This window comes from Streptomyces sp. WZ-12 (genome assembly GCF_028898845.1).
In the GTDB taxonomy this organism is placed as follows: Bacteria; Actinomycetota; Actinomycetes; order Streptomycetales; family Streptomycetaceae; genus Streptomyces.
The window spans coordinates 8,407,251-8,421,635 of the sequence record NZ_CP118574.1 but is presented as its reverse complement, the minus strand read 5'-3'; the positions used below and the strand labels follow the sequence as shown (position 1 = coordinate 8,421,635).

The window sequence follows — 14,385 nt, the reverse complement described above, 5'->3', positions numbered from 1 at the left end:
GGAGGTACCCCATGCCTGCTTTCGCCCTGCCCGACGCGTTCGTCGTAGCGCCCCAGTCCACTTCGGAGTTCGACCCGGCTGCCGTTGCGGCGACCGGCGAGGTGATCGCCGCGGGTCCCGAGGCGGTCTACCAACGCCTGGTCGGTGACCAGGAGTCCGAGGTGGTGTTCCTCCTCGCCCGGCACGTGCTGAAAGGTTTCTGCAATGGTGACGGTCCCGCCAACGGTGCGCGAGAGCCGACCGGACACGTCGGCGTGGACGCTCAGGGCGAGGCCGACCGGATCGCCGAGGAGACAGCCGGGGTGCGTCGGCGGATCGGTGCACTGCTGGAGCCGTTGGGCGAGGCCGAACCCCGGGTGCGGGAAGCGGTGTTGGCCCAGCGGGCGCCGTTGGCGCTGATCGGCGGCTGTTGGCTGGACTCGGTCTCCCAGCCGGCCACCCAGCCCGCGACCGTGGTCAACCACCTGGTCCGCCACCAGTTTGCCTGGCGTGGCGAGGGTAACCCGCGGCGCGGGCTGCACCGGTTGCGCGGGCGCGCCTTGGAGGACCAGGGCGTGTTTCTGCCGGACGTCACGGCGCCGGACTTCCTGCCGCGGGCCGAGGCGCGGCCGCTCACGGCCTGGCTCGGTGCCTACTCCCTCAGCCTGGCCAGGCTGCCCGCGACGTTCCTGCCCGAGGTGATCGGCACGCACTACGTCATGACCTCGCTCGGCGTCGACGAACTCCTGCTCGGAACGCGTCCGTTGCTCACGGAGGCCGATCTGCGGGCGGCCCTCGTCGACTACCTCGCGCTGGCCCCGGCGCCGGTCAGGAACAGGCTGTGCGCCGCGGTCGAGCGCGCGCTGGCATGGGAGTTGACGCATGCGCGTCTGCTCGTCGAGGTTGCCGAATGGCATGCCGGGCTCTCGCTGGACGCGCAGGTCGGGCGGATCGTGGCCAGGCACGCTCCGTTCGCGGGCAAGCAGCACCGCAATGTCCGCATCGGCCGCCGGCCGCTGGCCGAGCGGTTCGACGATCCCGATTTCGATCTGGGCGCGTTCATCGGTGAGTTCCGCGCCTCGCCCCAGGTGAAGCCGCGTGCGGATGGCTGTCGCTTCTTGCGGGCCATCAAGTTCGGCGGCCCCATGTTCGGCATCTTCGACGAGCGGGAGGCGGCGACCTTCGAGCGGTGGGCGGACGCGATCGCCGCGGGGGAACCTCCGGGCGCCGCGGTCACCCCCAACACGGCCGGTGATGACGCCGCGCGGGCGCTGACGGAGGCCATCGCCGCGCCTCCGCCGGACGTCCGGCTGCGGCCCGCGGACCGGGGCGACGACCGTGACTTCCTGCACCGGCTGGTCAACATCGAGAACTTCCCCAACACGTTGGCCCTCGCGCGGGCGCACGCCGAGGAGGGACTGGCCCGCGCCGAGCTGTTGTTCACGCACGGCGGGGGTGGGGTGCTCACCGACGCGAGTTGGTTCGACTACTCACCCTCGGCCCTCAACGAGCGCGTCGACCGCATCTACTGGGACAAGCTGGTCAACCCGTACCGGCCGTTGACCGAGATACCGGACCGCGACGAGGTCGTCTTCGGTCAGAAGACCTTTGCGCTGGGCAGCATGATCGACGGCGCGTGGGCGCACCGCATCGGCGCGACCGGGCGCTACACCCGCCGCAGTGACGGCATGCTGTACTCGATCTACGCCGACGAGATGGGCCGCGGGGACGTCACCAAGAACCACATCACGCTGATCTATCAGGTGCTCGCGAGCATGGGCATCGAGGTGCCGCACCTGCGCGAGACCGCCTTCCTCGACCAGGACGAACTCCCCGACCATCTCTACGGGTTCTCGCTGTTCCAACTCAGCCTGGCGCTGTTCCCGGACTCCCGCTACGACGAGATCCTCGGCTACAACCTGGGCATCGAGATGTTCGGGCTGGGCACCATGCGGATGCACGAGATGCAGAAGCTGCGCCACCACGGCTTCGACGTCGCGTACGAAGAGGCGCACCTGTCCATCGACAACCTCTCCGCCGGTCACGCGCGGCAGTCGGCCGAGCTGATCGTCGCCTATCTGCACGACGTGGCGAAGGTGTCCGGGGCCGACGCGGTGCCGGCGCACTGGCGCCGGATATGGCGCGGCTACGCCTCCTTCGCCTACTTCATCGAGCACGAACTGGTGGCCGGCCTCGCCCGGCACGAGTCCGCGGACGTGATCATCTGATGCCCACCACGAACCCCACCGCCCCCAGCACCTTCGACCCCCACCTCCTCGCACTCCCCCTGTACGAGGATCACCACCGCGAGCTGGCCGCACGCCTGGTGGCCTGGTGCGACGAGCACCGGGAGGTGCTCGCCGGCGCCGGGCGGCCGGAGGCGGTCGGACTGCGCATCCTCCGCGCGCTGGGGGACGCGGGGTGGTTGGCGTTCCTCGACGGCGGCCCGGACGACTACCGCGCCCTGTGCCTGGCGCGGGAGGCACTGGCGTACGCCGACGACCTCGCCGACTATGCGTTCTCCATCCAGGCGTTGGCCGCCACCCCCATCCGCCGCTTCGGTAGCGACGAGCAACGTCGCCGGTATCTGCCGGGACTTGCCGCCGGCACACTGTGCGGCGCGTTCGCGGTCTCGGAGGAGGCCGCGGGTTCGGACGTCTCCGCGATCGGGTTGGAGGCGTGCGAGAGTGGGGACGGCTGGCTGCTCAACGGTGCCAAGGCGTGGATCGCCAACGCGGGCCTCGCCGACGTCTACACGGTGATCGCGCGCACCGGTCCCGGTCCGGGTGCGCTCGGGCTCAGTGCGTTCCTGGTCCCCTCGGACACGCTCGGCCTGCGCGTCGAGCCGGTGTCGATGATCGCGCCGCGCGCCCTCGGCCATCTGGTCTTCGACGACTGTGCGCTGCCGCCGGATGCGTTGCTCGGCCGGCGCGGTGGCGGGTTTCCGATCGCGATGGAGGTGTTGGACCGGTTCCGGATGACGGTCGGCGCCGCCGCGCTCGGCTTCGCCCGTCGGGCCGCGGACGCCGCGTTGGCGCGGGCCAGGGAACGACCCCTACAGGGCGGGAAGCTCTTCGATCTGCCCACCGTGCGCGCCGCGTTCGCCGACATGGAGGTCCAACTCGACGCGGCAGCCCTGTTGGTGGCCCGGTCGGCCTGGGAGATCGACCGGGGCAGCCGTCGGTATGCCCGGCATTCCTCGGTGGCCAAGCTGTACGCCACGGAGGCCGCGCAGCAGATCGTGGACAGCGCGGTGCAGGTCTTCGGGGCGGCCGGGCTGGTCCACGACAGCCTGTTGGAGCGGCTGTACCGGCAGATCCGGTCGCTGCGGATCTACGAGGGTTCGTCGGAGGTGCAGCGAGCGATCATCGCGGCGGCGATCGATCCGGGCCGGGCGCACCGAGGGGCCTCATGACGCGGTCAGGTGTCGCGACGCCGGGCACGGCGGCCGCCCATCCCGATCCGTATCCGTTCTACGCCGCGTTGGTGGCCGACCGGCCCTTCGGCCATGACGCGGACAGCGGGGTGTGGGTGGCGGCCGGTGCGCCGGCGGTGTCCGAGGTGCTCGCCGATCCGTCCTGTCGGGTGCGGCCGGGCGTCGAGCCGGTGCCGCGCGGCATCCTGGGCACGCCGGCCGGCGAGGTGTTCTGCGAGCTGGTGCGGATGACCGACGGTTCGAGGCAGGCGCGGCGCAAGCGGAGCCTGGTTGCGGCGTTGGGCACGGTCGGCGCGGAGCAGGTCGTCGCGTTGGCCGCGGCGCAGGCGGCCCGTGCGGTCGACTGGCACGATCTCCAATTCGGCGTACCGGTGCGGGTGGTGGCCGCGCTGTTGGGTGCGGACGGGGATGTCCCGGCGGAGGTGGCCCGGCTGGTCGGCGCGTTCGTCCGGTGCGTTCCGGCCTCGGCCACCGCCGAGGACCATGCCGCGGCGGCGGGCGCCGCCGCGGACCTGCGCGAGCTGCTCGGCCCGTACCTGCGTGCCGGGGGTGGCGGTCTGCTCGGCGCGCTGGTCCGTTCGGCCGCGCGCGACGGTTGGCCGCAGCCCGCTCCGCTCCTGGCCAATGTGATCGGCCTGCTGTCGCAGACCTATGACGCCACGGCGGGGCTGGTCGGCAACACCCTGCTGGCGCTGGCCCGTTACGGGCGGCCGGACGATCTGGCGGCCTTCGTCGCCGAGGTGGTCCGGCATGACGCGCCCATTCAGAACACCCGTCGGTTCGTGGCGAGCGACACCACCCTGGCCGGTCATCGCGTCCCGGCCGGCTCGGCGATCGTGCTGTTGCTCGCCGCGGCCAACCGCGATCCGCACGCCAATGTCGATCCGCACGCCTTCCGACCCGGCCGGGCGGATCCGCGGGTGTTCACCTTCGGCCGGGGAGCCCACGGGTGTCCCGGCCGTGCCCTGGCCACCGCGATCGCCGTCGGTGTGGCCGCGACGGTGACCGCGACGCCCTCTCACGCGGGCTACCGGCCCTCGCCCAACGCCCGCATCCCCGTGCTGAAAGGCCAGTTCCCATGACCCGATTACGGACCGGGCACCAGGTACGCGGCATCGCACGCAGAGCGCCGCGGACACCCCTCGATGTGCCGGCGACGTGGTGGCCCGACGGCCGCCCCGTGCGCCGTCGGCCGCCCTCCTCACACGCCAGCGGGAGCACCACCGGACGCACCAGTTCATCGACCGGAAACGGGGGCGATGCACAGTGATCGACAAAAACCATCTCAGCGTGCTCGGTATCGGTGTCGGGCCGGCCAACCTCAGTCTGGCCGCCCTGCTCTCTCCGCACCGCGACCTGCCGAGCCTGTTCCTCGACCGCAAGGAAGCCTTCAGCTGGCACGACGGTCAGCAGATCCGTGGCACCACGCTCCAGGTCACGATGGTCAAGGACCTGGTGAGCCTGGCCGATCCGACCAGCCAGTTCTCCTTCCTCAACTACCTGCACGACCAGGGCCGGATCTACCACTTCGTCAACGCCCAGTTCGACGCGGTGCCGCGACAGGAGTTCCGCAACTACCTGGAGTGGGCGAGCTGGCGGATGAAGAACATCGTCTACGGGGAGGAGGTCCGGTCGATCGACTTCGACGGTGTCTTCCGCGTGCACACCGACGACCGGGTGCTCACCGCGGACAACATCGCCGTGGGCGTCGGCAACCGGCCGTGGATCCCGCCGACCGGCCAGGCCGGGGCCTCCGGCAGCCAGTTCCACGTCTGCGACTTCGTCGAGAAGGCCGTCGACCTCGGCGGCAAGCGCGTCGTGGTGGTGGGCGGCGGGCAGTCGGGCGCCGAGGCGTTCCTCGACCTGCTCTCCCGCGAGGGCGACCAACTGCCCAGTCGGGTCTCGTGGTTCTCCCGGCGCCGCAACTTCCTGCCGATCGACGACTCGCCGTTCACCAACGACTTCTACATGCCGTGCTTCTCGGAGTACTTCTACGGTCTGGACCGGGCGGTCCGGGACCGGATCAACCAGGAGAACGTGCTGTCCAGCGACGGCATCTCCGAGCCGACGCTGCGCGCGATCTACCAGCGCATCTACCACCACCGGTTCATCGCCCGCTCGCCCGGGCTGATCAGGCTGTACCCGAACCGCGAGATCACCGGCGTGACCGGGGCCGGTGCCGGGTGGGAGCTGACGGTGGTCAACAACGACCGGCCCGACCGCCCGCAACGGGTCCCCGCCGACGTGGTCATCTGGTCGACCGGCTTCCGCTCCGGCCTGTTGGACCTGTTCGCCCCGCTGGCCGGCCGGCTGGACGGGGACGGCGGTGAGTACCTGGTGGACCGGGACTACGCGGTGCGCTGGGACGGCCCGCCGGACCACAACATCTTCGTCCAGAACGCGGCCCCGTCCCAACGGGGGCTCGCTGACAAGAACTTGAGCCTGCTGGCGTGGCGCAGCCAGCGCATCGTGGACCGGCTGCGCGGTGTGCAGCGGGAGGAACAGCTCTCCTCCTTCGTCGAGTGGGCGGACGAAGGCAGCGACGAGGGCGAGCTGCGAGGGAGGGTGTGACATGGATCTGGGCACGGTAGCGGTGATCGGCGGCGGCATCATCGGATGCCTGACGGCCCGCCGGATCGTCCAGGAGTCCCCGTCGAGCAGGGTGCTGCTGCTGGATCGGGACGAGGTCGGCTGCGGGGCCAGCAGGCGCTCCGCCGGGCTGCACTTCCCCCGCGGTGCGAGCGAGCGGGTGCGCCGTATGTCGGAGTACAGCCAGGAGTTCTACGAGAAGCTCAGGGCCGACCGGCCCGCCGTGCCGATCCACCCGGTCGGCATGTCGCTGGTGTCGCGGGCCGACCGGGAGGAGATGGCGCGCAGCTACGCCCGACCGGTGCGCCGCGATGGTGCCCCGGGTGTGCTCGACGCCTGTGGTGCCGAGGTCCGCGTACCGCCGGGGATGTCGGTGTGGGACGTCGAGGGCGGGCAGTACGCCGATGTGCACCGCCTGGTCGAGGCGCTGGTCACCGAGGTGCGCCCGCGCGTCGAGGTACGGGAGGCGGTCCGCGTCACGGCGGTGGAGCCCGACGGCTCCGGCGTGCGGCTTGGGTTGGGCACCGGTGAGCGGTTGGTGGTCGACCGGGTGGTGCTCGCGCCGGGCCCGTGGTTGGCCGAGCCCGCCTGGGCGGATCGGGTGGCGCCGCTGGGCGCGCGCGTCAAGCGGGTCGTCGCCCTGCACCTCGATCACCCCGTGGACGAGCGGGACCGGGCGGTCGTCTTCCACGACGAGGACGCCTTCCTGCTGCCGTTGGCCTACCGCGGGCACTGGCTGTTCAGCTACACCTGCGAGGACTGGGACGTCGACCCCGACCGGATCGGCGCGGATCTCGCCGGGCACGACCTCGCGCAGGCCCGCGCCTGTCTGGAGCGCTACGCGCCCGCGCTCGCCGCGCGGTGCACGGCCGGCCGCGTCTTCTGCGACGCCTACAGCACGTCCCGGGAGCCGCTGCTGCGCCGACTCGACCCGGACGGCCGGGTGGTGTTCGCGGGCGCGGCCAACGGATCCGGCTATCGCCTCGCCCCGGCCATCGCCGCCGAGGCCGTCCAACTGCTCGACCAGAGTGTGAAGGGGAGTCTGCGTTGAAGATCGACACCTTCGACCCCGCGGCGCTCAGCGATGCCTTCGGGATCGACATGAGCACCATCGACCTGCCCGGTGTCGTCGGGCTGGGCGCGGGCTGGGGCCGGGTGCGGCCGGGCGGGCGCTCCGAGCCGCACCAGCACGACGAGATCGAGATGTTCGTGATCGTGGCGGGCACCGGCGAGATCGTGGTGGACGGGGCGCGCCATCCGGTCGGGCCGGGCACGGTCGTGAAGTTCGACCCGTTCGAGACCCATGTCATCGACAACACCGGTGAGCGCGACGTGCTGTTCGTGACCTACTACTGGCGCGAGCTCCAGCACGCCGCGGAGGTGGCCACGCGCCCCGGCCGGCGGCGCTTCGCGGAGCGGCCGGTGTTCGTCTTCTCCACCCCGCCGACCCCCAACGGGGACCTGCACCTCGGGCATCTGTCCGGGCCGTACCTCGGGGCGGACGCGTTCGTGCGGTTCCACCGCATGAACGGGGTGCGGGCCTGGCACCTGACCGGCAGCGACGACCACCAAAGCTATGTGGTGGCCAAGGCGGCGCAGGACCACAGCACTCCGGAGCGGGTCGCGGCGCGCTACGGCGAGGAGATCGCCAGGACGCTGGAGTTGATGGACATCCGGCCCGACCAGTTCACCGTGACCAGTACGGAGGCCGGCTACCGCGCGGGGCTGCGCGACTTCTTCGCGGCGCTGGAGAGCTCCGGCCGGGTGGCCCGGCGGGAACTTCCCGCGCTCTTCGACGAGGAGTCCGGCCGGTACCTCTACGAGGTGGACGTCTCCGGTGTCTGTCCGTCCTGCGCGGCGGGTACCAACGGCAACATCTGCGAGGAGTGCGGTGAGCCCAACGTCGTTGCCGACCTCGTCGAGGCGCGCAGCCGGCACTCGGAGGGGGTGCGGGCCGGCGGCCTGGCCCGGCACACCCTGGCGCTGCACGAGTTCCGCGAGTCCGTCGCCCGGCACCACGCGCTCGGTCGGGTTCCGGCCCGGCTGCGCGAACTGGCCCAACGGGTCTTCGCGCGGGGGGCGTTCGACCTGCCGCTGACCCACCCCGCGCAGTGGGGCGTCTCCCCGGACGGCACCGATGACCAGGTGATCTGGGTGTGGCCGGAGATGTCGTACGGTTTCCTGCACGGCATCGCGCAGCTCGGGGCCCGGATCGGCGAGCAGTGGCAGGCGCACAAGCCGGAACAGGACTGGAAGATCGTCCACTTCTTCGGTTACGACAACAGCTTCTACCACGCGATCCTGTATCCGGTGCTGTACCAGTTGGCGTTCCCGGACTGGCAGCCGGACATCGACTACCACGTCAACGAGTTCTATCTGCTGGAGGACCAGAAGTTCTCCACCAGTCGGCGGCACGCGGTGTGGGGCAAGGACCTGCTGTGCCCGGAGACGGTGGACGCGGTGCGGTTCTACCTCTCCCGCACCCGCCCGGAGGGCGAGCGCACCAACTTCGTACGGCAGGCGTACCGCACGACCGTGCGCGAGGTGTTGATCGAGGGCTGGCAGGGCTGGCTCGACGACCTCGGCCGGCGGTTGACCGCGCGCTACGGCGGCGTGGTACCGGACGCCGGCACCTGGACGCCCGAGCACACCGCGTTCTACGCCCAGCTCGGCCGGCGACTGGCGGCCGTGACGGGGCACTTGGGCCAGGACGGGTTCTCCCTGCGGGCGGCCACCGGCGAACTGGAGGGCATCGTCACCGATGCGCGCGCGTTCGCCGGGCGGGAGGCGGTGCTGGCCGGCGGGTCCGGGTGGCAGTCGGAGAACCGCACGGCGATGGCGTTGGAACTGGCCGCGGCCCGGCTGCTGTCCCGGGTCGCGACGCCCGTCATGCCGCGCTTCGCCGGGCGGCTGGCCGCGCTGCTCGGCGAGTCCGAGCCCGCCTGGCCCAGCACCGTCGAGTTGGTGCCGGCCGGGTCCCAACTGGACCTGACCGGGCAGGTGTTCTTCGCCGCCGAGCCCACGCCGCCACCGTCCTCGGGGGCGGCGCCGGACCCGCTGCCCTGGCTCGCCGACGTGGTGCGCGCCACACTCGGCCTGCCCCCGGACGCCGCGGTGGCCGACAAGACGCTGTCGGAACTCGGCGCGTCCTCGTTGCAGGCGGTCACGGTGCAGTACCAGATCCTGGAGCGACTGGACCTCGACATCCCGATGGCGGAGCTGCTCTCCGGGCGGAGCATCGCCGCGCTCGGTCGCGACCTGGCCCAGGAGGTGGCCCGATGACCGACTACCTGGCGGTGTTGGAGGAGGTCAGCGCCCGCGGTCTGAGCATCGTCGCCGCCGGCCAGGACCTGCGGTTGCAGGGTCCGCGCGAGCGCGTGGACGCCGATCTCGTCGGCCGTATCCGGGACGTCAAGGCCGAGCTGCTGACCCATCTCAACCCGGACCCCGGGTTCGCGCTGACCCCGTTGCAGCAGGGCTATCTCGCCGGCCGCGACGAGGTGTTCGAGCTCGGCAACGTGGCCAGCTACGTCTACCACGAGATCGAGGGGCACTGGGACGTCGACCGACTCCAGGACGCGCTGAACGCCGTGGTCGCCCGGCACGACTGTCTGCGCTCCCGCTTCACCGCGGACCAGACCCAGGTCCGCCAGCCTGCGGTTGAAGTCCGCATCGAGCAGGTCGACTTGCGGGGTGACGACGGCACCGGGCTGGCCGCGCACCGTGCGCGCTGGAACCACCGGATGCTGCCGACCGCGCAGGCCCCGCTGGTGGCGGCCGAGGTGTCGCTGCTGGCCGGAGACCGCATGCTGCTGCACGTCGGCCATGACGGCCTGGTGATGGACGGGATCAGCATGTTCCTGTTCTTCCGGCAGTGGTGGGCGCACTACCGGCAGGAGCCGCCGACGGCCGGCGAGGAAGCCTCCTTCGAGTCCTATGTGGCCGCGCTGGAGACCGCGCGCACCCGGAAGCCGTACGCCCGGGCCAAGGCGTATTGGCAGGAGCGGCTGGCGGACGGCACGCTGTGGGGCCACCCGGAACTGCCGCTGGCCAAGAGCCCCGAGGCGATCACCACGCCGCGCTTCACCCAGCGCGTGGTACGGGTGTCGGCGGACCGCTGGACGGCGCTGAAGGAGCACGCCGCCGCGGCCGGCGTCACCCCGTCCGGGCTGCTGTTCGCCGCCTACGCCGAGACCCTCGCCTGTTGGGGCGCCGGCCCCCGCTTCACCCTGACCACCACGGTGGCCAACCGCCCGCCGATCCATCCGCGCGTCCTGGAGTCGATCGGGCAGTACAGCGACCCGATCCTGGTCTCGGTCGAGCTGGACCGCGGGGTGCCCTTCGCCGAGCGCGCCAAGGCGGTGCAGGAGCGGCTGCGCACCGACCTGGACAACCGGCACTTCTCCGGCGTCGAGGTGTTGCGGGAACTGGGCCTGCGCAGCGGCGGGCAGCCCCGCATGCCCTTCACCTTCAACAGCGCCATCGGCTATCCGCTCGCGGACGTGGACGGCTCCGCGCTGGAGCTGTTCGGGCCCGAGGTGCACACCATCAGCCAGACGCCGCAGACCTGGCTGAACGTGTTCGCGATGGAGCAGCACGGCGGCGTGGTCGTCCAACTGGACGGCGTCGACGAGCTGTTCCCGCCGGGCCTGCTGGATGATCTGGCGCAGGGGTATCAGCACCTGCTCGACCTGCTCGCCGATGACGGTGAGTGGAACAACCACCGGTTCGACCTGCTGCCGGCCGAGCAGCGAGCGCGCCGGCGCGCCGCCAACGACACCGACCGGCCGCTGCCGCAGCAACTGCTGCTGCACGAGCCGTTCGTGGCCCAGGCACGCCGCACCCCGCAGGCACCGGCGGTGATCACCTCGACCGGTGAGCTCAGTTACGCCGAGCTGTACCGGCGGGCCCGTGCCACGGCCGCCTGGCTGCGCGCCCAGGGCGTCGGCCGGGAGGAGCTCGTCGGCCTGGTCATGACCCGCGGGCCCGAGCAGCTCGTCGGGATCATGGGCACGCTCCTGGCGGGCGCGGCCTATCTGCCCGTCGACGCCGACCTGCCCGACCGCCGTCAGCAGGAGCTGCTCGACGGCGGCGAGGTGCGGTGCGTGCTCACCAACTCCGGCTGGAGCGACCCCTCGCACCGGCGCACGGTGCTCGCACTCGACCGCGTCGACGAGGCCGATGACGGGCCGGAGCCCTCCCCCGTCGCCGGCGCGGGCCCTGACGACCTCGCCTATGTCCTGCCCACCTCGGGCACGGCCGGCAGGCCGAAGGGCGTCATGGTCAGCCACCGCAGCGTGGCCAACGTCGTCGCGGACTGCACCCGTCGCTTCGGCGTCGGCCCGGGCGACCGGCTGTTCGCGATCAGCGCGTTCAGCTTCGACCTCTCCGTCTACGACGTGTTCGGGGCGCTCTCCGTCGGTGCCGCGCTCGTCCTGCCCGACCACGACAAGGCCGCCGACGCCGCGCACTGGCTCGCGATGTGCGAGCGCGGCGGGGTCACGGTGTGGAACTCGGTACCGCAGATCGTGGCGCTGCTGCACGACCAGGCACGCGCGGACGGCTTGGCGCCGCTCGCCGGCCTGCGGTTGGTGATGATGAGCGGCGACCGGATCCCGCCCGAACTCCCGGCGGCCCTGCGGGCGAGCCTGCCCTCCCTCGACGTGGTCGCGCTCGGTGGTCCGACCGAGACCACCGTCTGGAACGTCGTCCATCCCGTCGGCCCGGACGACGACGGCGCGCAACGCATCCCGTACGGGCGGCCCAACGACAACAACAAGGCGTATGTGCTCGACGGGGACGGCCTGGACCTGCCCGACTGGGTGCCCGGCGAGATCTTCGCCGCCGGGACCGGCCTGGCCCGCGGGTACTGGAAGGACGAGCGGGCGACCGGCGAGCGGTTCCGGCACGATCGGCGGCGGGGGGTGCGGCTGTACCGCACCGGCGACCGCGGTCGCTATCTGCCGTCCGGGGAGATCGACATCCTCGGCCGCGCGGACTTCCAGATCAAGCTCAACGGCTACCGCGTCGAACCGGGTGAGATAGAGACGCGCCTGGTGGCGCTGCCCGGCGTGCGGCAGGCGGTGGTGGTCCGCCGGCCCGGCAGCCGCGGCGATCAGCTCGTCGCCCACCTGGTGGCGGGCGACCCGGATCAACCCGCCGCCGAGCGGCGCCACTTGGAGGACGCACTGCGCGCGGCCCTGCACGAGCAACTGCCCGCGTACCTGGTCCCGTCCGTCGTGGTGTGGCACGAGCGGCTGCCGCTGACCGCCAACGGCAAGGTGGACCGGGGGCAGTTGGCCGCGGGCGAGGCTCTCCGGGTCGAGCCCGTCGCGTCCGGTGACACCGCGCTGGCGGAGGGCGTCGAGCGGGAGTTGGCCGAGCTGTGGGCGGGCGTGCTCAAGCTGCCCGAGGTGGACGCGCTGACCCCGCTGACCGAGCTCGGCGCGGACTCGCTCGCCGCGGCCCGCATCCTGGCCGGGGTGCGCAAGCGGTTCAAGGTCACCATCCCGCTGTCGGAGCTGGTCCGGCTCAACACGGTGCGGGCGATGGCCGCCCGGATCGGAGGGGCCTCGTGAGCGTCCTCAACCGGGTGGTCGGCGGCCCGCCACGGCCGGGCAACCGGCTCTCCGTGGCCCGGCTCGGGGCCACCGAGTCCTGGGATCTGACCGAGGTCTGGGAGCTGTCGGGCCGGGTCGCCGGGCATCTGCTCGGCCTGGGCATCCGGCCGGGCGACCGGATCGGCGTCCTCGCGGCGAACTCGCTGGAGTGGGTGCTGCTCGACCTGGCCGCCCTGCGCATCAAGGCGGTGACCGCCGGATTCGACCCGGGCAAGTTCGACTCCACCGGCGCCGAACTCGCCTCCCGTTACGGCCTCGCGGTGCTCTTCACCGACCAGGACGAGACGGCCGACACGGTGCGCCCGATCACCGAACTGCGCGGCCTCGCCCCCACGAAGGCGGAGCTGCCGGCGGTGGCCTGGGAGCCCGACGAGGCACCGGCGCTGAAGTTCACCTCCGGCAGCAGCGGCCCGGCCAAGTCGCTGTTGGCCAGCGCCGGAAGCATCGACAACTCCCTGGCCGCGGTGCAGGAGTTGTTCGCGCACGGCCCCGGCGACGACCTCTTCGTCTTCCTGCCGCTCTCCCTGCTCCAGCAGCGGTACTGGGTGTACTCGGCGCTGGTGTTCGGCCACGACGTCACGATCAGCACCTATGAGGCCGCCTTCGCGACCCTGCGCACGACGCGGCCGACGGTGGTGATGGGCGTGCCCGGCTTCTACGAGACGGTGCGCGCCCACCTCCAGGCCGCCACCGCCCGCACCGGAGTCTCACCCGCCGAGGCGGCCATCGGGGTCTTCGGCGACCGGATCCGCTACCTGTGGACGGGCTCGGCGCCCGCCAACCCGGCCACCCTGCGGTACCTCACCGACGCCGGTCTGCCGATCTTCGAGGGCTACGGGCTCAACGAGACCTGCATCGTGACCAAGAACCACCCCGGCGGGCACCGCCCCGGCAGCGTCGGCCGGGTGCTCCCGGGCAAGGAGGTCCTCATCGACGCGGAGGGCGTCATCCACGTCCGCAGCGAGCGACCGGTGGCCATCCGCTATGAGCACGCGGAACCGGGCGCGTCGGAGGGGATGTTCCGGCCGGGCGGCATCGTGCGCACCGGCGACGTCGGCCATCTCGACGAGGACGGCTATCTGTTCGTGCACGGCCGGGTCGACGACGTGATCGTGCTGGAGAACGGCAAGAAGATCGCCGTTCGGCGGATCGAGGAACGCCTGAAGAACCATCCGGCGATCGAGGACTGCGTGGTGACCAACCCGTCCCAGCGGCAGCTCGTCGCCATCGTCTCCCCCGCCGGGCAGCCGGCGGATGCCGCGCTGATCGCGGCGGCGCTGCGGGAGGCCAACGCCGTGCTCGACCACGACGAACGGCTCGCCAAGGCCGTACTGGCGGAGCGGTTCACCGTCGAGAACGGGCTGCTCGGCTCCCAGTTCAAGCCCCGCCGCAAGCAGATCGAGGCGCGCTACCGCGGCCTCGTCATCGACCCCGAGGAGGGCATCCGTGCCTGACACCATCGAAACGGCGGCCCGCTCCGCGCTCGCCGAGGTCCTGCCGCAGCCCCTGCCGCCCGAGGACATCGACGCCGACGCGCAGCTCGACCACCTCGGCCTCACCTCGCTGAACAAGGTGCTGTTCCTGACCTCGTTGTGCGACCGGGTCCAGGTCGGCCTGCACCACTTCACCGAGCACGACCTGGCCGCGATGCGCACCCTCGGGCAGGTCGTCGCCGCGCTGTCCCGGCACGCCGAGGTGAGCTGAGGCCCACGCCGACGGCGCCCCGACCACACCCCAACTACGCTCCGCAAGAACCCCGTT

9 protein-coding genes are annotated in these 14,385 nt (G+C 71.9%); all 9 read left to right on the top strand.

Annotated features, from left to right (window positions below; genetic code table 11):
- Nucleotides 1–11 precede the first annotated feature (11 nt).
- Complete coding sequence (locus PV796_RS36910; protein ID WP_274918112.1) at nucleotides 12–2,207, top strand: iron-containing redox enzyme family protein; 2,196 nt, start codon at nucleotides 12–14, stop codon at nucleotides 2,205–2,207.
- Complete coding sequence (locus tag PV796_RS36905) at nucleotides 2,207–3,394, top strand: acyl-CoA dehydrogenase family protein (protein WP_274918111.1); 1,188 nt, start codon at nucleotides 2,207–2,209, stop codon at nucleotides 3,392–3,394. Before PV796_RS36910 ends, PV796_RS36905 begins: the two co-directional genes overlap by 1 nt.
- The gene (locus PV796_RS36900; protein ID WP_274918110.1) at nucleotides 3,391–4,497 is read left to right on the top strand and encodes a cytochrome P450; all 1,107 of its coding nucleotides are present in this window, start codon (nucleotides 3,391–3,393) and stop codon (nucleotides 4,495–4,497) included. Before PV796_RS36905 ends, PV796_RS36900 begins: the two co-directional genes overlap by 4 nt.
- Before the next feature lie 208 nt (nucleotides 4,498–4,705).
- A complete protein-coding gene (locus PV796_RS36895) occupies nucleotides 4,706–5,986 on the top strand; it encodes a lysine N(6)-hydroxylase/L-ornithine N(5)-oxygenase family protein (protein WP_274918109.1) in 1,281 nt (426 codons plus the stop codon).
- A 1-nt stretch (nucleotide 5,987) separates the two neighbouring features.
- On the top strand, nucleotides 5,988–7,055 hold the full coding sequence (locus PV796_RS36890; protein WP_274918108.1) for an NAD(P)/FAD-dependent oxidoreductase: 1,068 nt from the start codon (nucleotides 5,988–5,990) through the stop codon (nucleotides 7,053–7,055).
- Entirely contained in the window at nucleotides 7,052–9,286 is a 2,235-nt protein-coding gene (locus PV796_RS36885; protein WP_274918107.1) for a class I tRNA ligase family protein, read from the top strand. Before PV796_RS36890 ends, PV796_RS36885 begins: the two co-directional genes overlap by 4 nt.
- Nucleotides 9,283–12,582 (top strand): non-ribosomal peptide synthetase, encoded by a 3,300-nt coding sequence (locus PV796_RS36880; RefSeq protein WP_274918106.1) that lies wholly within the window; start codon nucleotides 9,283–9,285, stop codon nucleotides 12,580–12,582. Before PV796_RS36885 ends, PV796_RS36880 begins: the two co-directional genes overlap by 4 nt.
- Nucleotides 12,579–14,078, top strand: a complete 1,500-nt coding sequence (locus PV796_RS36875; RefSeq protein WP_274918105.1) for an AMP-binding protein — start codon at nucleotides 12,579–12,581, stop codon at nucleotides 14,076–14,078. The genes PV796_RS36880 and PV796_RS36875 overlap by 4 nt, the downstream gene beginning before the upstream one ends.
- Complete coding sequence (locus PV796_RS36870) at nucleotides 14,071–14,328, top strand: acyl carrier protein (RefSeq protein ID WP_274918104.1); 258 nt, start codon at nucleotides 14,071–14,073, stop codon at nucleotides 14,326–14,328. Before PV796_RS36875 ends, PV796_RS36870 begins: the two co-directional genes overlap by 8 nt.
- The last annotated feature ends 57 nt before the right edge of the window (nucleotides 14,329–14,385 follow it).

Excerpts from the sequence above, each read along its gene's own strand:
- PV796_RS36880 (WP_274918106.1), top strand. The coding sequence starts at position 9,283 with ATGACCGACTACCTGGCGGTGTTGGAGGAGGTCAGCGCCCGCGGTCTG.
- PV796_RS36900 (WP_274918110.1), top strand. The coding sequence starts at position 3,391 with ATGACGCGGTCAGGTGTCGCGACGCCGGGCACGGCGGCCGCCCATCCC.
- PV796_RS36910 (WP_274918112.1), top strand. The coding sequence starts at position 12 with ATGCCTGCTTTCGCCCTGCCCGACGCGTTCGTCGTAGCGCCCCAGTCC.
- PV796_RS36890 (WP_274918108.1), top strand. The coding sequence starts at position 5,988 with ATGGATCTGGGCACGGTAGCGGTGATCGGCGGCGGCATCATCGGATGC.
- PV796_RS36905 (WP_274918111.1), top strand. The coding sequence starts at position 2,207 with ATGCCCACCACGAACCCCACCGCCCCCAGCACCTTCGACCCCCACCTC.